Here is a 20,103-nt window from a genome sequence, read left to right on the forward strand (position 1 = left end):
AGCTACAATGTCGTATTGGTTGTAACACAGGTCCATTTCCTGCAGCACAGGGACAATATTCTCATTGAATTGAGGAATATCCCGAGTCGGAATCTTTTAGACAAATCAAGCCTGGTTATTGAGCTTGTATAGGGTTCGGGCAGCCGGTTAATCAAGCCACCCAACTGAGAAGTGCTTTTCAGTTTCTCTCGTAAAGCTGTCTCGACGAGAGTACAGAGCGTTTGAATCAATGTGTAGCACTTTTCAAAAATAACGTCCACGCAATCTTCGTATTTCAAAGAGGCATGCAGCAGGCGATACTCGACAATTTGATTGATAAAGTGACGCTGCAGGGAATGCAAACCTCTGCATGTATCGGTGAACGTCAAAGTCCCAAAAAAGTTTTTCAAACGGACGATGACCATGTTCTCATCGAAAACGCTATTGACTCCTTTCTCCAGTGGCCCGAAGACGCCTCCACTGGTGATAAGGTCGATAAGTTCAGGCATGCTTTTGTCATATAGCTCCCGCTGTTGCAACATCTTGTCGAGATATACCCTATACTGCAACACGTCGTTCTTCTCCACAGCACACACGGACATAGCTGCATACAGCGCTTCCTTGCAAATCTCCTTGCCAATCCGTGCTTCATATTCCCTGACAATCGGTACCAGTGAAAATCCAAGACTGAATGAAAATTGAGGGTACCGGCTCATGAGCCGTATTGCAGGATATAAGAAAGGCTCATATAATTTATGGTCTTCAAAACTTGCAGCGTATTCTATAGTTAGAGCTGCTAGTCTCTCTTTAATATCGCGGGAAACAGTTATTTCTATTTGGTTGCCTACACCCAGAATTTTTGTGATATCGTCCATCGTTTTAGAGCCAAGATAGAGCTTGTTTGTCTGCCTTGCTAGAAAACTATTATTCCGGTTTGATATAACGGTTAACAAAGCAATTTGCTTGGAAGGCCACAATAAATCTATTAATTAATACAAAACATGCAAAGACGACTTTCCGGTGGGAGGACTTTTGCCTTTAGGAATACTCCGCGCCCAAGAATTTCACGAAAATGAGAAGCAATGTGGCACAAACATGTCTTACGGCACAAAAACTTTTTTGGCGTCATTTGTGACTTTGATGTCAAACTTATAAGTGGAGTGATTCGGATATACGGAGGTATAAAGAAGTATTTGTTAGCAAAATATAGCCTATGAAAATCGAGCTCAAGAATATACACCGTAGCGAAAAGCTGAGTGAAGAGACAAGTGCCTTCTCCGCTAACCTTTATATCAACGACATAAAAGCCGGCATTGCGTCCAATCGTGGGCAGGGCGGGGCGACTATGTATATTTCATTTAATGAGAAAGGGCGGCAGTTGATTCAACAAGCCGAGGCATGGTGTAGTGCGCAGCCCCAGGAAAAATTCACCTACAAAGGCAAAGAATATTCTAACCCAGTAACGCTGGAAAACTTTATTGACAATCTCCTGGCCGTACACCTGCAGCGAAAGAATCTGGAGAAGTTCAAAAGAAAGTTGGGCAAGGATACCCAAAAAGGTATCGCGTTTGGTATTCCCGACCAGGAATACCAGATACTTCATTTCAAAATGCCGATTAAAGGTATTCTGGAGGCCCCTAACGGCTACGAGGTTTTAAGAAATACAATTGTCAAACGTGTTGTCCCACAAATGAAAGAGGGTGAAAAAATCCTTAACACGAATATTCCTGAAAAAATTTTAAAGGATGTGGGTCTAGGCGAGCACGATTACGTCCGGCCCGGGGAAGAGAGTAGGGAAATAACCCCTAAAAAAGGTCATGGAAAAAAACTTTAATGAACCAATTGAAAGGCCATGAATCAGGAAAATGAAAAAAAACTGTTGGAACATCTAGCAGAACTTGGGTTTAGTGGTGAATCGCTGGCCCGGCAGTTGAATAGTAAGGCCGGATTAAATACGTCAACTTTTTCTATCAGTCAGGACATTGAATTTGGGCCAGGCAAAGTACAGTATAAGCTCAACTTTTCCCCGGTAAAGGAAGAACAAGGTTATATTCTGGAGGGTTATACCGCAACGCTTAGAAAGCTGTTAGCCAACGAAAATTTGGTGGAAGGGATCGATGCGGTTGACCTCGAAAAGAAGATGCGCCAGGTCAACTGGGACCTTTATTTTAATGAATCGGAACGGGCCCTACGCCCCCTGGGGGAGATTGCGTTGGCAGGCGAGTTGATCCGGTCACTGTGGAATGCACGGGAAGTGTCCACAGAAGGACAGTTGTTTTTTCAGCAAATGCAGTTCCGATACTGGCCGGAGCGGGTCTGGGATAAATCAATACATAACGTGCCTGGCACTTACGAACAAACACTTTCATTCGACAGCCGGCCAGAAGGGTTGCCTCATACAAATTACGTCTATCATCTGCTGGGAGGAACGCTTGATGACCTTGAAACTAAACTGGGGGCCCTACGGCTGGATCAGTTTGAGGGAATTGGTTATCCGCCGAAACTTCAGACGATTTTATCCCGGGATCCGGATAATTTTTACTTGAACTTCCGAGCAAATTTAAACGAGGGGTATGCAGAGTTTTCTATACATGTTGAAAGGACAGATGATAACTATTCGTTTGACAAATATACTGCATCCATTACGCCATATCAACCCATCGAGCACGGTATATACAATGGGATAGATACAAAGGAACTGGAAGCGCTCATGAACACAGTCAACTGGCGTAATGACTATGAACTTTTCGTTTTTACCGATGACGAGAATCCCCCGGAATTTACTCCCAGGGTGGCAATAATATGGCAACAAAATGCCGTACTGAAAGAAGATCCCACAGGAAGCCATATTGCCGACCAGTTACAGCTAAAATTCTGGTCGGGCGCTGCTTTTTTTGAAGACTTTATAGGGGCAAGTGCTTGGGACTATTTTGTCATGTTGCCGTCGCGTTCACATTCTTTTCCCCCGGAAGTAGATGGCAAGACGGCTGCTAATCTTCTTTGTGGAAGGGCAGCGCAGACCCCATTGCTGGAAAAAGGGAAGCTGGACGAGTTGGAATGGATGAAGTTTGACTTTTCAGTGAAGGAAAACGACGGTTACGGATGGAAGCGGTTTGAATGTTTTCACAAAGATGAGTTAGAGGGTCTCCTTAGACAAATTCCATTTGTGAATGACTATCTGTATAAAGTTACAGGAGATCTGGCTCGTGGGGACAGGCGGCCTGTCATGCTCCGAGATGGTAGGGTATTGGTGTTGCAAGCCAATCCTGAAAAACATACTATCGACGTATTCACCCAGGAAGGAAAACAGATCCCGATAAACCTTCATTTTGACCCGGACTTTAAATCAAGTGCCTTACAAGGGCCCAGGCAGGTTTTGGAAATAAACCGAAAAGCACTTCCCGCGCCAAAGCCAAATAAAAAGAATCGTGGCCCTGGAATGCGATGATAATGTGATCATTAAACCTCCGGGCCAAGTGCGGGAACGCTTGTTTTGGTCGCGTTAGCAAGATGTAGGTTTGTTGACAAACCCCATCTTGCCCCCGGCTACGCCGGGGGTGGAAAACCGCTCCGGAGTCGCGGTTTTTGCATGTTTGTATCACTGGTTGCTGGTTAATTTGCCAAAAATATTTGCCCTGATGAGTGTAAAGAGCCGAAAGGAAGTCAAGAATATGGAACACCGGGTTTTCGCTCGGGTAAGTCGGGAAAAGTACGAGGAGCTACAGCAAATTCTAAGAAATTCTCGCTGCCGCACAATGAGCGAAATGCTCCGACATATTCTTAATAACCAGCCTCTAACCATTATTACCTATGATAACAGCCTGGATAAAATCATGGAACGGCTTTCCGCGATTCGCAAAGAGCTGCATGCCATAGGTATTAATATCAACCAGGTAACCCGGTGTTTCAATAAAGAAAAATCCCCCGAAGGGAAACTATACCAGGCATTGGAAGTAGCGCGTCTGTATCAGCAAACTGACCTGAAAATTTCCGAATTGTTTGTAATAATCGCCAAATTATCTGAGAAATGGTTGCCCGTATAGAGACTGGAAAGAGCATTAGGGGGGTGCTTGTATACAATGAAAACAAAGTGAAAGCAGCCGAGGCTAAGCTGTTGATGGCATGCGGCTTCCCCCGGGACGCCGCTACCCTTTCTTTCAGAAATAAGCTGGAGCGCTTTGAACTATTAACAAGGCAAAATGAACGAACGCGGACCAACGCGATGCACATTTTTTTGAGCTTTTCTGTTTATGATAAGTTGGATGAGGATCGCCTGAAACTTATTGCCCTGGAATATATGGAACGGATAGGTTTCGGGAATCAGCCGTTCATTGTCTACCAGCATGTGGATACTGCTAATCCCCACATTCACATTGCCTCTGTCAATATAGAAGACGGTGGACAGCGTATCGAAACCCACAACATCGGCAGGGTACAGTCGGAGCAGGCCCGCAAGGAAATAGAGCGCCTTTATGACCTTGTACGTGCTCAAGACCAACAGAGAGATACCGCCTACTTGCTTCAATCGGGGCGGTTACAAAACATTGTCCGAGAGGTTGTCGGTACATATAAATTCACGTCTCTTCCGGAATTGAATGCCGTATTGCGGCAATTTGACATTGCTGCCTATCGGGGCGAAGAAGGCTCGAAAATGTACGAAAAAGGGGGGCTGGTGTATCTGAAATTGGGTTTAGATGGTGAACGGGTGGGTCTACCCATAAAGGCGAGTTCTATTTACAGTAGCCCCACCCTGAAAAACCTGCAGAAAAAATACGAGGTCAATGAAGCGGCCCGAAAGCCCTACAGCCAGCGCTTGAAACACCAATTGGATAAAGCCCTGTCATCTGGAGGTAGGGAGGCTATGGAATCCCTTCTCCAGAATCAAGGTATTCAGGTGTTGCTGCGCAGCAACGAACAGGGCCAGGTGTATGGCGTGACCTTTATTGATAACGGTACTCGTGTAATATTTAACGGAAGCGATCTGGGAAAGAATTATAGTGCCAAGGCGTTTATGGAGCGCCTGCCTGATGGATGGCCTGGTATTGGCACAGGCGAAGTGTCGGCGAAAGCCGGGCCGGGAACCCTATTTACGGATGATAAGATGGATCCGATGGAAAATGGGCAGGAAACGGCCTATCCGGGGCCAAAAAAGCCAGTTATCATGATAGTAACAGATACTCCAAACCACCGGGTGAAAGAGGAAAACGCTGGGGAAACGGCGCAAAAGAAGAAGAGGCGTTTGCAGGTAGAATAGAAAAAATGGAGGGGCGGAAGGCCATGTTGGAATGAATACAGGAGAGAATGCCGAGGCTTTACGGAAGATTACGGACCTGACAAGGAGGTGCAGTATGGTACTGCTTTTCCTACATTTTTATGTGTACTGCTATGGTGCATTCATCGCTTGGCGTTTGACTTACCCGATTGTAGAAAAAGTGCTGATAACACTGATAAGGACGGGGCTTTTCACACACTTTTATACCTCCAAACTGTCAGCACTGGGGCTGCTTTTGGTATCTCTGATCGGTTATCGGGGCAGGAAAGACGAAAATCTGAAGCTGTTCCGGGCTCTATGCCTACTATCGGTGGGATTAGTAATGTACGGGTGCAGCGCCTGGTTACTGTTGCTTCCGTCCCCCGTAACCGTATTGGCAGGCTTATATATGGCGGTTACCATTCTTGGCTATCTGCTAGTGCTCAACGGCGGTGCACTTCTTTCCCGTTTGCTGCGGCAGCGCCTAGCTGGGGACATCTTTAACAGGCTGCAGGAGACTTTTCCGCAAGAGGAAAGGTTGTTGGAGAACGAGTTTAGTATCAACCTGCCAGCTCGTTACAACTTAAAGGGGAAAATTCGCAGGTCCTGGATAAATATCATTAACCCCTTCCGGGGAATATTGGTTGCCGGCACCCCTGGGTCCGGAAAAAGTTACTTCGTTATACGGCATATTATTACGCAGCATATTCAGAAGGGTTTTAGCATGTTTATCTACGACTTCAAATTCGACGATCTATCTATCATCGCCTACAATACCTTTCTGAAGTACAAGCATCTCTATCCTGTTGAACCAAAGTTTTATATCATCAACTTCGACGATTTGTCGCTCAGTCATCGTTGCAATCCCCTATACCCGGATAGCATGACCGATATCACGGATGCCACCGAGTCCAGCCGCACAATCATGCTTGGCCTCAACCGGGAATGGATCCGTAAAACTGGAGATTTTTTCGTAGAGAGCCCTATAAATTTCGTGACATCCATTATATGGTTTCTCAGAAAATATAAAGATGGGAAATATTGTACCCTGCCACATGTCATTGAGCTAATGCAGATAAATTACGATCAGCTTTTTCCTGTGCTTCGAGCCAGCCTTGACCCTGCTATCGATGTGCTAGTAAACCCCTTCCTGACGGCCTATGTCAATGGGGCTATGGAGCAATTAGAGGGGCAGATCGCATCAGCCAAGATAACAATGGCTCGTCTGGCGTCTCCACAATTGTATTGGGTTTTGAGCGGCAATGATTTCACCCTGGATATAAATAATCCGCAAGAGCCTAAAATAGTATGCATGGGCAACAACCCTCAAAAGGTGCAGGTCTATGGCGCTGTATTGTCGCTATATATATCCCGGATGATAAAATTGGTCAACAGAAAGGGGCAGCAGAAGTCCAGTCTTGTCTTCGATGAGTTTCCGACGATCTATTTCAATTCAATAGATGGCCTGATAGCCACAGCCCGAAGCAACCGCGTATCTACTTGCCTGGGAGTGCAGGATTTCTCGCAGCTGCGCAAGGACTATGGAAGGGAGCAGGCCGAGGTTATTGCTAATATTGTAGGTAATATCCTTAGCGGACAGGTAGTCGGGGACACGGCTAAAACATTATCGGAACGGTTCGGGCGCATCATGCAGGACAGAGAAAGTCTTTCGATAAACGCCTCGGATACCTCTATCAGTAAATCAAAGCAGTTAGAGGCGGCTATACCCGCCTCACGAATAAGCAACCTTAGCTCTGGCGAGTTTGTGGGCGCAGTGGCCGACGACCCTCAGCAAAAGATTGACCAGAAGGTATTTCACAATGAAATTATCAACGATCATGCCGCCCTGAAAGCGGAGCAGGATAATTATAAACTTGTTCCGAAAGTCGGGGATGTAGCGAAGGTGGAGATTGATGATAACTACCTGCGGATAAAAGAGGAGATCATTGGCCTGGTAGATTCGGAAATGGAGCGTATTTATGATACCCCGGAACTGGCACACCTACTGGTTAGCAAAGAGGAATAAAGAGAAAACGGGATAGTTAACCTTGTGTCTTTAGGTGTTTCAATATAGACCCTATGCAAAGCACAAACTAAAATCTATTTAAAAAATTACCCATGCGTAGAAATATGGGACATGAGGGCCGGTTGGTTACCCGGGCACGTCTTTTAATGCGTTATTCCCAAAGTGACTTGGCCGCCCAATTAAATTATACACCTGCCCATTTGCGGGAAATTGAATCCAAATTTTTGTTGCCTTCTGAAACAGAGAGCCGCATATCGAAATCCTTGAAATGTACATCGGACTTGTTTTTGGGCCCAGCGTTGAGTGAGTCGATGCTTGGAAGACGAGGCAAGGACGTATTCAACTCATCATATTATCGCTATCATCAGGGGCACAAGCTACTCTGCGCTATTTCGGAGACGGGCATTCCTATGCCCAAACTTGGAGACAAAATTATGATGTCAGAAGGGTTAGTTATGAAGTATTGCCGCAGTAATAAGATTCCGCCTCGGGAATTAGATCGAATTTTAGCTGGGCTAAAATGGACGCGCTACCAAATGGACATGATTGAGACAGGGTTTTATCATGACCTTGTCGGTACGGGAGAAAAACCAATTGGCCCGCGGGTTTTCCAGGCAATAAAAGGTCAATGCATAACCTTCTATGACATGGACAAAATGATGGGTTATGAAAGGGGATTTATTGGTAGGCTTGTACAGAACGAATCATTGCCGTTATGCCTGGTGATTTACCTTTCGCGATTATTGGGTATGGAAGTTTTGGAGCTGATAGGTTAAGCGTTAAATTAGGTGACACGACACCTTTTACCCCTATGAAATACGCCTTCCCCCCGGGCAATAACCTCTGTTGTATCAATTGACGATATTTTATAATACATTGTCACCGTACTCTGCTTTCATATGAACCGTGCATTTAACCTTGGCCAATTTAATGTATACCAGAAGTTGGCAAACTTCAATTATTGACGATACTTTGAAGTCTATCATTGAGTCGTATTTTTTTAAAAATAGCTCCCCTCTTTTTTTCTGTTTTCGATTTTCTATGCTATCACAGCCAGATGTTTCTATCGCAGTATTAACGGGAATGCTATCAGCCGAATTGAAATAAATAAAAATTTCAGTACACATTTGAAACCTATTTCTGAAGGGTTCAAAAAAGAAGAAGCCAACCTGAAAAAGCTGGCCGTTATAACATAGTCAAGTGACTATGAGTATAATCATAACCCTAAATTAACGATGGGGAAACCCATCGCGTACAGCAATCCTTGGTCTGCCTAGACAAGCAGTCCGCCCTTATCAAGAACACTAAATCGTTCAGACGGCAATACTCTCGATACGCCTTTTATAGACCATTTGAACGTCATAGCTGTATAAAGGTTGACCTGTATTGATCTATGCCGCGAGCCTACGCCTGAAGGCAATGTCAATTCCCCTAATAAAATATAATATCAAAATTGGGGGATCCTCTTTTCTCTTTTCCGTCCACAATTCTTTAAAGACATCAGGCGCAAGAGGCAACAATTCGGGCGCAAAATTTTTCTTTCGATCATGCCAGAGTTCTACAAATACATCCTGCGCAATTTGTAATGCCATTTCGTTATCATAACAGCGAAACTTTGCGTTTGCAACCACCTGGCTATGGTGGATGTGAAAAATGACTTTAAAGGCTGTCACACTGGTTTTATCCGATCTCAGTGCTTCCAGCAGTACCTCATCAAAGCATCGTTTTTGCATAATAGCGCCGTTTTGTTGCTATTATAGTATTTTAGAGTTTCGATATAATACCCTAAGATACTGAATTCGTAACATATTAACCTCAAATTGCCATGACTTTTACCTTGCGGTAGGACAAATTCACAAAATGGCAACCGAAACCCATTTAGCTGCAGCACGTGCCCTCCTGGAGCAGAATAAGATCAAGAACATATCAGAATTATTCGTGTTTCTCAACAAAACGGAGACCCGAAAAGAGCTACGCATTGGTTTTCAGACGCTTAGTAATAAAATTGAATTTCCTGAGCGATTTACCGTGGGGGAGCTAATGACTCTTGCTAAAATAATTGAGGTGGATTATTCTGTAATATCCAACTTAGCCTACATAAGTGTCAAGGAATAGTATTCCATTAAGGAAATATGATAGATTAAGCCCAATCATATTGAATATTAAGGCCCCATTTGAACGAAGAAAGGAAAGCCACCTCATAGACATGAGGGGCTTTGCTTACCTATGAAGGCACATGGGTGCCCTGCTTAAGTTAAATACCGTATAAATTATTCATAGGATTGTGTTAGCCTATAAGCCAATTGACGGGGTCTCCATTGCTTAAATAGTTCTATTTGCTATTGTGCCTGTCCTAATTGAAAGATAGGGCGACTGGGTTAAGTTTAAACCATTCGACCGCCTCCTCTTCACTCCGGACAACAGTGATAGGAAAATCATCTTGCGAAACCCAGAAAGCGAATTTTAGAGCTGCGAACCAAAAGAGGTTATCAGCAAGAATCGCACATCGTTTAATTCCTCTTCTCCCCTCGGCACTCTTAAGATAGTGTGATGCCTTACTAGAAAATTTAAATGGGTTTGGAAAACGAATAACGTAGTCAAGCGACTCTTCACCTTGCCATTCAACCCGTCCGTCCACTTCCCTCTCAACATCCTCTAAATCCACAAATCGATGTCCTTTATTCCACTCCGCAAAAACATACCCATCCTTGGGTATTAAGGTGAAGAACTCAGTTTCCCTTTTTTTCATATATTTCATTTGAAAAAATTACGGATTTGAACCACTTTTGAATTCTTGCTTCCTACACGGGACTGCCTGAATCCTTTACTTCCTTTTAAGTAATGCGGCGGCGGGAATCACCTCGATCGCCTTTTCTGCCGGAACTACTCTGTATGTCAAACGCTGCCCTTTAAAACAAAGGTCAAGTACCTGCACCAGACTTGCACTACTCACCTTGAATGATACAGGATGGCCATCTTCTATATATTTGGAAACATAGTTAAAATGATACCCAGTTTTTTTTTCAACGGCCCCAATGACCTGTTTAAGTGGCGCATTAAAAAATGAAAAGCTGAATGTTCGCTTATCCACCTCCTTCTGAAGGGTCGAAATACTGAAAATGACAAAGTATAAATACAAAAACCTCATACACCCAATTTATACTAGCACATCTCAATCTTCAACGCAAGAGACCAAAAAGTCGTCAAAGTCGATTCTCACTTCAAACGTTTTCCCGTATGGCCATTGGGACACATATTTTCCCTTAGATTTTATGCAAACCGCTTCGGCCATTTCAACATCCTTTGTTAAATGAGGGAAAATAGCAAAGCTGAATCGTACCGGAATAGGACCTTTTCGCAAGTCATCTTCCAGAACGGTGATTTCAGGTGTATGTTCGCGTAGAGTTATGGTCCTAATCCAGCCATAATTTATGAGCATTTCGAAAATACGTTGCAAAAAACGGATATAATGCCTGGGCTTTTTTGGTGTGGGGTTATCGCTCATAATGGATAGAACGAAAGACCTTCCAAACCGTTGCGTGGTGGAAGTAAATAGTTGGCGTCAGATAGTCATAGCTCTGACGTCGGAAGCTCGGCCGCTGTTGTCTTTGTCAATCCGTTGGTTTGAAAGAAAATAAAAGCCATCTTGGTGGGGTTCGCCGAAACAGGCCAACCTCTCGTTGCCCGGGCTTTCGTCAATGATGTTTAGATTGCCATAAATTTCAATGATAGGTTCTTCCATAATGCATAGATTACAGTTTAAGGTGTTTACTGGCTTTCGTAATACAGCACAGCCAAGGGAATCAGCTCGGAATACCGCTTCCCATTGATTGATCAAGTTTGCCATCCAAAATGAAACACTGATGGTTACCGTTATCCCGCACGTGTAGATCGGGCGAAAAATAGTCCGGGCGCCGCGCGGTCAAAGCGTTAACCATTTACTATAACACTTGGGAACTGTGCAAAAACCCACCGCGCGGCAAAATATTTGTCAAAATTTTGTCAAATAATGGGGCTAATCTGAGCAGACCTGATCCGCATCAACGTGGGGGATTCGTGGGTAGAAAAGCGTTTGTTTATCGGTAAAACGTTGTCAACCATGTCATTCGATCTTATTTCAACATAGAGATTACCAGTTGGAAGGTGTCACTCAAACGAGGTACAGTAAGTAGTTTGTCCTCCACCCAATTGAAAAAATTAATCTCCGGGCCTAGGCTGACGGAAAAAGCGGCTAAGGCTTGCCGTGAACCCGCAGGAAATACTAAAAGGCAAGGCTGCCAGCTAGGGATTGCGGAGCGTCGGCCGTAACCGTGACCTCCGGAACGGTATCTAGCTGCAGAAGATTGTTCATCAACTTTACGATCTGAAACAGCTCGAATTTATTGAGCTGGTTCGGAGTGGGAAGAGACGCGAGCAGACGATTCAGCATATGCTGGTTGGGGGTTGACACGTCAGAAATCCTTTCGGGGTGGAAATGCTGAAGGCGCCGGATAATGGTTGCCTGCCGTTGCAAATTCTGCAAATCATCTGCGATAGGTATGCGAAATCTAGGTGTTTAAGGTCTTTGCTAAAGTTGTACCTGGACAATCAACAAGGTGGGAATAACCTATCGGTAGGCAATTTTATTTGAAATAATATTCCGGATTGCAAAAGAAATACTACCAAAACGAGAGCACGAAGAATAAAACTCCGGCTATTTTTGCGGCAAATTTTTAGAATGCTTATCGTAACATGGAATGGCGATTTACTTGAATTTAGGGCCAGTCATGAGATTCAGGTATCCGATTGGAAAGCATACAAATTACCTGCGATTAGTTCGGAATACGGACTGACGGAAGAATTCGGAGATATCATGTATTATGAGTGGCAGGTGGGAGCCTTTCTATTGAAATATCACGCGTTTAATATCACGAAGGCGGTGGAGCTGTCCCTAAGGGATAAAATGGATTGCCCCGAATTATATATTTCGGTTTGGGCAGGAAATACCTTTGATTTGAATGGGCTGGGTCGGTTTCGTCTAAAGCTAAATGAATTCGGACTTTGGCATTTGCCAGTACTGGAGTGGAAGGGGAAATTTCCCCGGCGGCCGATGTGCGGTATTTTTCGGATTCCCTTGTCCATAGACTTACTAAACACATTGGCGTTTGGGATAGAGGTGTTGGAGCAATTCGCTGAATACGCGTCAGCTGGCAAACCAGTACTTTTTACGTTCAAGAATAACCCGGTACTTTCCGCGGTGATGATAAAGGAGGTGGGTGAGTTGATCGGTAAGGACAGGCGGAAAAAGAAAGCGCGGTTGCCTGATATAGAAGACATATATCTCGAATCGGTGACAATGGGGCTGGTAATTCAAGCCGTGAAGATGATCGTTGATGCTTCACCTCAATTGAAATTCCCGAATAGGTAACACGGGCTGGTGAGCTGGATATATATTTGACGTGGAAAAGGGAAACAGCGTTCACCACAGGATCATACTGATCCATTCGCCACGGTGAACCCTCGCGAAAATTATAGTCTGGAAAGCGATTGAAGTAGCGTCAGCTACGAGGAGTATCCTCTTGAGTTATTACATGAACAGGTAGGGACGTAGTGTCGATCCAATCGACTAAAGGGAAATTTATGCATCGCCGTGGAGGCAAGAAGGCTGCCACGGGGTGCCACAGGTGAACTATTGCCCAGTTATTGAGCTATAATTATTGATATATCCGGGATTTGCCATTAAAAAGACGGCCGACTCAAACCGTTCTATATGCGGAAGATAGCAATCATAATCGGCGCCGGACCTGCCGGCCTGACAGCAGCCTATGAATTATTGACCCGTTCGGGCATTCTTCCGGTAATCCTGGAGATGTCCGGGGATATGGGAGGCATTTCAAAGACGGTAAATTATAAAGGAAACCGGATCGATTTCGGCGGTCACCGGTTCTTTTCGAAATCAGACCGGGTGATGGAGTGGTGGCTGAATATCATGCCCATGGAAGATGATGGTAATACGGAAATTTCTTATCATGGTCAAAAGCGGCCGGTAAACCAACAAAAAGAAATTACCTCGGACGCAGACCCCAATAAAGTTATGTTATTAAGGCGTCGGATCTCAAGGATCTATTTTCTGAGGCGGTTCTTTCGTTATCCGATGCAGCTTAGCCTAGATACCCTGCGAAAGCTGGGCATGTGGCGGACAGTGATGATCCTACTGTCCTACCTAAAAGCCTGGCTGTTCCCCCGGCGGCCGGAAAGAAATCTGGAGGATTTTTTTATCAATCGATTTGGCAAGACACTATATCAGCTTTTCTTCCGTGATTACACGGAAAAGGTTTGGGGCGTATCCTGTCGAAAGATCCCCCCGGAATGGGGGGCTCAACGGATCAAAGGGGTTTCGGTGAGTAAGGCGGTAGCCCATGCGCTTCGCTCGATCACTGGGAAGAACGGCAAAGGGATCGCGCAAAAGGGAACCGAGACAAGCTTGATTGAGCGATTTTTATATCCGAAGTGGGGTCCGGGGCAGCTGTGGGAGGAGGTGGCAAGGCTAATAGTCGAAAAAGGCGGCGTGATTCACACCTATAAGCAAGTAGACCGGATCTTCGGGGCGGATGGCCTGGTGCAGGCGGTGGAGACGATTGACCCACGGGACGGTAAACGGGAGTTTTTTGAAGGAGACTATTTCTTCTCGACGATGCCTATCAAGAACCTTGTGGCGGGAATGGATGGGCTGGCACCCGCGGAAGTGAGAGAGGTGGCTCAGGGGTTGAAATATCGGGATTTTATTACGGTGGGGGTGTTATTGCAAAAGATGGCTGTCCAAAATCCGTTGAAAGACACTTGGATATATATTCAAGAACCAGGGATGCGGGTAGGGAGAATCCAGCTATTTCATAACTGGAGCCCCTTCATGGTAAAAGACCCAGGGACAATATGGCTAGGGATGGAGTATTTCTGTACTACGGGCAATGACTTGTGGTCCCTCAAGGATGAGGAGCTATTGGAGCTGGCGATGCGGGAGCTGGGACAGATGGGTTTGGCAAATAGTGAAGACGTATTGGACGGCTGTGTATTGAGAATGGAGAAAACCTACCCTGCGTATTTTGGCACATACGATCAATTTCCAGTATTGCGATCCTTCCTGGATGGATGGGAGAACCTGTTCCCGATTGGACGTAACGGAATGCATAAATATAACAATTCCGATCATTCCATGTTGACCGCGATGGTCTCGGTGGACAATATCGTAGCTGGAGTGACAGATAAGACAAATATTTGGGCGGTGAATACGGAGCAAGAATACCATGAAGAAGTAAAGGAAAAGGAAAAAGGAGCGACGGCACCGGAGGCTGTCACAGGGGCTGTCGTAGAAGACAGTGGTGGATTTGGGGCGTTTGTATTTCGGCAGAACCGAAAGGTGGTTTGGTGGAGTGCCATTATATTATTATTAGAGTTCATATTCTTCAAGACCCTCTACCCTTTTGCAAATTTTATATTTGACTCGCATATCTATATTGACAGCGCCGAAAGAGGGCTTGCAATTAACGTTTGGCCGACGGGCTATTCCAAGTTTCTTTCACTGATACATTTCTTTAGTCATTCAGACATGGTCCTGGTCTTCGTTCAATATCTCCTATTGGAAGCTACAGCCCTTTATCTTTATTTTACGATCTTATACTTCCTACAGCCAGGAAGGTGGAGTAAATCAATTATCCTTTTCTTTATTCTATGTAACCCGGCATTTCTGAGTATTAGCAATTATGTGTTAAGTGACGCGCTATTTCTGTCGCTAAGCCTGGTCTGGTTCGCGCAGTTGATCTGGCTGATCTATCGACCAAAGTGGGCGACAATCATATTCAACGCCGTCATCTTACTTCTACTGTTCACAATCCGTTACCAGGCGTTATATTATCCACTGATAACAATAGTGGTGATGTGGATTTGCCGGATGCCTATCCGGGTTCGGCTGGCAGGAATATTCTTCACCGTTTTATTACTTGGTCTATTTATAAACAGTCAGATGAGGGCATACAAGGCCATTTCAGGTAAGGCACAATTCTCAGCCTTTAGCGGCTGGCAACTGGCCAGCAATGCCATGCTAATGTACCGGCATCTGCCGGGTGAGCCAGACGACGAAATGCCCGGAAAGTTTAAGCCTTTGCATCGGTTGGTTGTTAGCACACTGGATTCATTCAACAGGACGATCTACAGGCCGGATTCCGCCGCGCAGATCTTCTACCTATGGGATAAAGGCAGCCCTCTGATCAAATATTTTCGGGCGGGATTTAGACTGAATCAGAATCCCAACTCCTTTTTCACATCCTGGGCTGCCATTGCTCCGTTGTACCAGGAATACGGGCTATACCTGATCAAAAAGCATCCTGCGGCGTACCTGCAATATTTTGTCGGCCAAAATTTAATATGGTATGCCGAGCCAGCTACAGAGTTCTTGGGGGTTTATGATCACGGTACTGATTCGGTGAGCGAATTAGAGCAACGCTGGTTCGGGTATGAATCAAAACAGATACAATCTTCGTCCAACCGGATATTGTATATAGACGACATCTATCCTGCACTTTCGGCAATTATTAAAATGGCCTTTATTGTAGGGGCGATCGGCTTTTTGTTCTTTGGCGGCATAAAGCAAAGCCCGGCGACTTATAGGCTATTGTTAATGATCGTCGGGTTATTCTGGACGCTTGACCTTGGTTTTAGTCTACTGGCATCACCGGTCGTACTGAGATATCAATTGTTTCAACTATCTGTCGAGGTCATTTTCGGAACTATGTTCCTGGAATATATCTTTCGATTGGAAGACAAAAAAGTAGCGAGGCTAGAAACTGGGAAAGGTGGCATCATCTTGCAGCAGGGGTAAAGAATGTACACTGACAATTACTGCTATGTTATTAAACCTTTTTCAACAGAGAATTAGGATGGCTCTGACTGTAGCCATCGCATTGGGCGCATTATCCTGTCAGCGAACGCGGTCTGTTCCTATGACTGACTTTTCTTTATTACTTATTGACAGCACGACGATAATGAGTTCCCGAAACATTCCGAACGGTGAGCCAGTCATGATCATATATTTTAGCCCGGATTGTGATCATTGCCAGCAATTAACCGATAGCCTGTTGGCTAATGTCCGGTCGTTTGCTACGACGAGAATATATTTTATCACGATCGACCCCTTCGACAGACTTAGAGTATTCAATTCGCACTACCACATTTTCAAATATCCAAATATTGTCCTTGGAAGAGACTATGAATACTCCTTCGTGAACGAATTGAAGCCAACGGGAACACCATGGGTTTTCATCTATAACTCTCACAAAGATCTTAAAGCAATCTATCCGAGCATCACAAATGTCCACAATCTGATCAATACTATTAAGTCTATTTAATATGAAGCGCGAAACCATCTTAACAATCATCACTTTTCTATTCGGTCTGTTATTTCTATATACCGGCGGGATCAAGCTGTTGACTTATAAATCTTTTGTCTGGGACCTGGGTCGGGACCCATATATAGGAACGGGTATAGCCAACGTGGTCGGTGTAGCGCTTCCTGTAATTGAGATTGTCGTTGGTACCATGGTCCTGGTCGACCGAACAAGGAAGTGGGGGCTATGGTTCTCGCTGCTGCTTATGACCGTGTTCACCATTTATGTTCGTTGGATGATTAACGATCCGACAAGGCACTGTACTTGCGGCGGTGTGATTCGTGCCATGACGTGGAGACAGCATTTTTGGTTCAATATGGGATTTGCCATTCTGGCTGCGGTTGGTGTTTGGTTGGTCTCATCGAAATCCAAATATTCTTGGAATGCAGGCCGATTTTCACGTGAGAAGAAATATGACACGGCATGAGCAGCTTCAACTGCATCAATCCGTTACCTGGATGGAATAATAGGTCTTAATCGCGATGATATTATGATTTAAAAATTAACTATTATGCGAAATACAAAAATATTCATTGGCGTTATCTGTTTGCTAATCGCAGCAATTGGAGTGTCAGCAATGTGAGCCAATACAAGAACCTCATTTACTTACTACTATGAGATTACGGCGGGTAATCCGTCGACTTGTCAGTCGATTTTTTTAGACAACGATCCACTTTGCGGTACAGTCGGCGCAAATTCATGCAATATTGAAATTCCACTGATTGGGATGAGCCAAGTTTTTCTAATAAATAGCTTATTAACTAGAGACTGTGAAGATCCGCTTCTTTATGATGATTATTAAATCTCAAATGCAAATAATTCTTCGCCGAAAATTAAACCTAGGTTGAGAAGGACTAAAATATTTTGAGGTCTTCCATTTGCTTGCTGAAATTGATAACAAAAAAAATAATGATATAGATTCCGCTGAACATATTGTTGCAACAACTCTCGGTCCTTGCTATAGCTAGGCAGGACAGGGTGCGGAGGGGGCAGGCTCCGCAAATTAAAAACCGGCTCCGGGAATGAAGCCGAAAACCTGAAACAAAGTAGGCATTATCAAACAAAATTAAACCTAAATCGTTATGAAAATGACAAAACTTTTCATCGCCGGTGTTTGCCTTTTGGCTGCCGGTATCGGTGTCGCAGCTACTAAGGCGCACACCAAGACCTCTTTCACTTATTATTATGAGACAACGGTGGGCAGCCCCTCGACCTGCGCAACCGTAGTGTTGTCTACGGATCCGGTTTGCGTTACCACCGCACAGAATGCCTGTGATGTTACGATCAATTCGACAATTGGTACCCGCCAATTGTTTCTGAGCGAAAACATTTTGGGTGACTGCATCACTCCGCTGACGAAGCAATAGGCTGGCTTTTTGGTGGCAACGTCCGAAAGGAGTTGCCACCTTTTAAAATTGTAGGCGATATATAACCAATCTAACGTTAATAATTATGAGAAGACTTAGAATCATTGTTCCTGGTGCCTGTATTTTGGCTGTCGGAATCGCGGTAGCAGCAACTAAGGCAAATGCGAAATTGGTTTATACGTACTACTACGAGTCAATAGTGGGAAGCCCTTCTACTTGCGCTATCATCCTCCAATCCGAACCTTCGTTTTGCCTCCTTACAGGAAATATCCCCTGCACCGAAAGCATCAGCGGCATCGGCACACGTCAGCTGTTCCTGAGCGAGGATGCTCAAGGCCTCTGTGTGACTCCGCTGACCTGGGAATAAATAGACAGGCTTGAAAACCGTCAACATAACCGAATGGGGTAGCCCGGCTTTTAAGGAAGTAGACAAATGAGGAAATGGGAGTGCAATTTCCGAGAAGGTCAACGTTTAAGAAATCAACTTTCATCGTTATGAAAAGGAAAAAATACATTCTTGCCGGTTTATGTCTGATGTCTGCTGGAATCGGTGTAGCAGCTGCCAATTCGAACACAAAGAGCAGGTTTACTTATTATTATGAGGCGATGATAGGATTTCCGTCTACTTGCGCGAAGGTGGTGTTGACTGCAAACCCGGGATGCGACACAACCTCTGTGATTCCTTGCAACATTATCATCAATCCAGTGTTTGGTACGCGGCAATTATTTTTTTAAGAGAAGATCCAAATGCTGGCAATTGCAAGGCCCCAATGTTCAAGGAGTAGATCATTTTTGGTATAGGTGGCAACGCCTGAAAGAAATGGAGTCTAATAACGTTTTTGTAACTATAAAAAAAATCACCAAATCAGCATGAAAAAGACAAAAATCCTTCTCGTGAGTCTATGTCTGCTGGCCTCTGGGATCGGTATCGCAGCCACCAAGTCGAAAGCAAAGACTTCATTTACGTATTACTTTGAAATGACGGTGGGAAGCCCTTCTACTTGTGCAACCGTAATTTTTGCACAAGATCCGGTATGTAGCACAACGACTACAGTTGCTTGCAATATGACAGTTGTAGGTGTCGGAACACGACAACTGTTCTTGAGCGAGGATGGAAAGGGAAATTGTATTACACCACTTTATTTACGTTAGGCTTAAATTTTAAGGTAGTGGGCCAGTATACCTGTGGAGTTGGTACCTTTCAAAAAGGCATATTGCATTTCAAGAAAAAAGATTATTTATGAAAAAGACAAAAGCATTTCTTGCTGGTCTTTGCTTACTAGTGGCAGGGACCGGGATCGCAGCAACTAAGGCGGAACTGAAAACATCTTTCACTTATTACTTTGAGTTGACAGTGGGGAATCCAGCAACTTGCCAAACAGTGGTAGGATCAATGGACCCAGGCTGCGACACCACTTCCTTATTTGCTTGCAACGTAACTATCGATAATGAGATAGGTACACGGCAATTATTTCTTAGAGAAAATCCCATTACAGGCAATTGCACAACACCGTTGTTTAGACCATAGATCAGTTAGTGTTTCCGTTGCATCGGAAAATAGTGATGCCATATACAAATATTAGGAATCATCCGAAAAAACCACCTAGTCACTATGAAAAAGACAAATATTTTTATTGCCGGCATATGTCTGTTGGCTGCAATTATCTGCGTAGCAGCCACCAGAGCAAATACCAAGACTTCATTCACGTATTATATTGAGGTTGCCATGGGGGACCCAACTAGTTGTATATCAATAGTCTTGGACAATGATCCGCACTGCAGTATATTTTACAGCACGCCTTGCGATATAACCATTCTTCCCTTCGGAATCCGTGAACTATTTCTGGTCAGGGACGCGGATGGAAATTGTAAAGTACCGCTGTCACTAGACTGATCGCCACTTTAAGTATAGTGGCACAAAGCGAGCGGAACTGCCACCCCATTAAATACTGGGCACCAGTAGGCTGTTAATTTTTGCAGTTATGAAAATGAACAATATCTTTCTTATCGGTTTTTGTCTGCTGATTGCAGGGATCGGCATATTAGCGGTTAAGGCTAACA

General features: G+C 44.5%; 21 protein-coding genes. 15 read left to right on the forward strand and 6 right to left on the reverse strand.

From position 1 onward, the window contains the following. Window positions 1–2: 2 nt before the first annotated feature. Window positions 3–854 carry a hypothetical protein gene (locus EDB95_RS07315; protein ID WP_133992139.1) on the reverse strand — a complete coding sequence of 284 codons (852 nt, stop codon included), beginning with the start codon at window positions 852–854 and terminating at the stop codon, window positions 3–5. A gap of 338 nt (window positions 855–1,192) precedes the next feature. Between EDB95_RS07315 and EDB95_RS07320 the strand changes: the two genes are divergently transcribed. The 6 genes from EDB95_RS07320 to EDB95_RS07345 all read left to right on the forward strand — a co-directional run bounded on the left by EDB95_RS07320 (window position 1,193) and on the right by EDB95_RS07345 (window position 8,032). Next, the gene (locus EDB95_RS07320; protein ID WP_133992141.1) at window positions 1,193–1,813 is read left to right on the forward strand and encodes a hypothetical protein; all 621 of its coding nucleotides are present in this window, start codon (window positions 1,193–1,195) and stop codon (window positions 1,811–1,813) included. Between the two features lie 18 nt (window positions 1,814–1,831). After that, on the forward strand, window positions 1,832–3,427 hold the full coding sequence (locus tag EDB95_RS07325) for a hypothetical protein (RefSeq protein ID WP_133992143.1): 1,596 nt from the start codon (window positions 1,832–1,834) through the stop codon (window positions 3,425–3,427). Window positions 3,428–3,500: 73 nt separating this feature from the next. Then, window positions 3,501–4,022: a plasmid mobilization protein gene (locus tag EDB95_RS07330; RefSeq protein WP_133992145.1), complete on the forward strand. Its 522-nt coding sequence runs from the start codon at window positions 3,501–3,503 to the stop codon at window positions 4,020–4,022. Beyond that, window positions 4,007–5,233, forward strand: coding sequence for a relaxase/mobilization nuclease domain-containing protein (locus EDB95_RS07335; protein ID WP_133992147.1), 1,227 nt, complete (start codon window positions 4,007–4,009; stop codon window positions 5,231–5,233). Before EDB95_RS07330 ends, EDB95_RS07335 begins: the two co-directional genes overlap by 16 nt. A gap of 31 nt (window positions 5,234–5,264) precedes the next feature. Continuing rightward, complete coding sequence (gene mobC / locus EDB95_RS07340; protein WP_133992149.1) at window positions 5,265–7,256, forward strand: conjugal transfer protein MobC; 1,992 nt, start codon at window positions 5,265–5,267, stop codon at window positions 7,254–7,256. Between the two features lie 92 nt (window positions 7,257–7,348). Next, on the forward strand, window positions 7,349–8,032 hold the full coding sequence (locus tag EDB95_RS07345) for a helix-turn-helix domain-containing protein (RefSeq protein WP_133992151.1): 684 nt from the start codon (window positions 7,349–7,351) through the stop codon (window positions 8,030–8,032). A 615-nt stretch (window positions 8,033–8,647) separates the two neighbouring features. Here EDB95_RS07345 and EDB95_RS07350 read toward each other — a convergent pair. Then, complete coding sequence (locus tag EDB95_RS07350; RefSeq protein ID WP_133992153.1) at window positions 8,648–8,989, reverse strand: sigma-70 family RNA polymerase sigma factor; 342 nt, start codon at window positions 8,987–8,989, stop codon at window positions 8,648–8,650. A gap of 127 nt (window positions 8,990–9,116) precedes the next feature. Here EDB95_RS07350 and EDB95_RS07355 point away from each other — a divergent pair, with 127 nt between their 5' ends. Then, window positions 9,117–9,371, forward strand: coding sequence for a hypothetical protein (locus tag EDB95_RS07355; protein ID WP_133992155.1), 255 nt, complete (start codon window positions 9,117–9,119; stop codon window positions 9,369–9,371). A 238-nt stretch (window positions 9,372–9,609) separates the two neighbouring features. Here the strand turns inward: EDB95_RS07355 and EDB95_RS07360 are convergent, their stop codons facing one another. The 4 genes from EDB95_RS07360 to EDB95_RS07375 form a co-directional block, all read right to left on the reverse strand. Next, complete coding sequence (locus tag EDB95_RS07360) at window positions 9,610–10,014, reverse strand: DUF7793 family protein (protein ID WP_133992157.1); 405 nt, start codon at window positions 10,012–10,014, stop codon at window positions 9,610–9,612. Between the two features lie 66 nt (window positions 10,015–10,080). Next, window positions 10,081–10,404: a hypothetical protein gene (locus EDB95_RS07365; protein WP_133992159.1), complete on the reverse strand. Its 324-nt coding sequence runs from the start codon at window positions 10,402–10,404 to the stop codon at window positions 10,081–10,083. Between the two features lie 24 nt (window positions 10,405–10,428). Beyond that, complete coding sequence (locus EDB95_RS07370) at window positions 10,429–10,713, reverse strand: hypothetical protein (RefSeq protein WP_133992161.1); 285 nt, start codon at window positions 10,711–10,713, stop codon at window positions 10,429–10,431. A 105-nt stretch (window positions 10,714–10,818) separates the two neighbouring features. After that, the gene (locus EDB95_RS07375; protein WP_133992163.1) at window positions 10,819–10,998 is read right to left on the reverse strand and encodes a hypothetical protein; all 180 of its coding nucleotides are present in this window, start codon (window positions 10,996–10,998) and stop codon (window positions 10,819–10,821) included. Between the two features lie 975 nt (window positions 10,999–11,973). Here EDB95_RS07375 and EDB95_RS07380 point away from each other — a divergent pair. From EDB95_RS07380 to EDB95_RS27240, 8 genes are all read left to right on the forward strand, one after another. Further along, window positions 11,974–12,663 carry a hypothetical protein gene (locus EDB95_RS07380; protein ID WP_133992165.1) on the forward strand — a complete coding sequence of 230 codons (690 nt, stop codon included), beginning with the start codon at window positions 11,974–11,976 and terminating at the stop codon, window positions 12,661–12,663. Between the two features lie 342 nt (window positions 12,664–13,005). Next, window positions 13,006–16,110, forward strand: coding sequence for an NAD(P)/FAD-dependent oxidoreductase (locus EDB95_RS07385; protein ID WP_133992167.1), 3,105 nt, complete (start codon window positions 13,006–13,008; stop codon window positions 16,108–16,110). Between the two features lie 163 nt (window positions 16,111–16,273). Next, window positions 16,274–16,636 (forward strand): thioredoxin fold domain-containing protein, encoded by a 363-nt coding sequence (locus tag EDB95_RS27990; protein ID WP_394346385.1) that lies wholly within the window; start codon window positions 16,274–16,276, stop codon window positions 16,634–16,636. 1 nt (window position 16,637) lies between these two features. Next, window positions 16,638–17,102, forward strand: a complete 465-nt coding sequence (locus EDB95_RS07390; RefSeq protein ID WP_133992169.1) for a MauE/DoxX family redox-associated membrane protein — start codon at window positions 16,638–16,640, stop codon at window positions 17,100–17,102. Window positions 17,103–17,757: 655 nt separating this feature from the next. Next, the gene (locus tag EDB95_RS07395) at window positions 17,758–18,042 is read left to right on the forward strand and encodes a hypothetical protein (protein WP_133992171.1); all 285 of its coding nucleotides are present in this window, start codon (window positions 17,758–17,760) and stop codon (window positions 18,040–18,042) included. A gap of 85 nt (window positions 18,043–18,127) precedes the next feature. Beyond that, complete coding sequence (locus EDB95_RS27235) at window positions 18,128–18,409, forward strand: hypothetical protein (RefSeq protein WP_162852508.1); 282 nt, start codon at window positions 18,128–18,130, stop codon at window positions 18,407–18,409. Between the two features lie 503 nt (window positions 18,410–18,912). Continuing rightward, window positions 18,913–19,194: a hypothetical protein gene (locus EDB95_RS07400; RefSeq protein ID WP_133992173.1), complete on the forward strand. Its 282-nt coding sequence runs from the start codon at window positions 18,913–18,915 to the stop codon at window positions 19,192–19,194. 88 nt (window positions 19,195–19,282) lie between these two features. Then, window positions 19,283–19,570, forward strand: coding sequence for a hypothetical protein (locus EDB95_RS27240; RefSeq protein ID WP_162852509.1), 288 nt, complete (start codon window positions 19,283–19,285; stop codon window positions 19,568–19,570). Window positions 19,571–20,103: the final 533 nt, after the last annotated feature.

This window comes from Dinghuibacter silviterrae (assembly GCF_004366355.1).
Taxonomy (GTDB): domain Bacteria; phylum Bacteroidota; class Bacteroidia; order Chitinophagales; family Chitinophagaceae; genus Dinghuibacter; species Dinghuibacter silviterrae.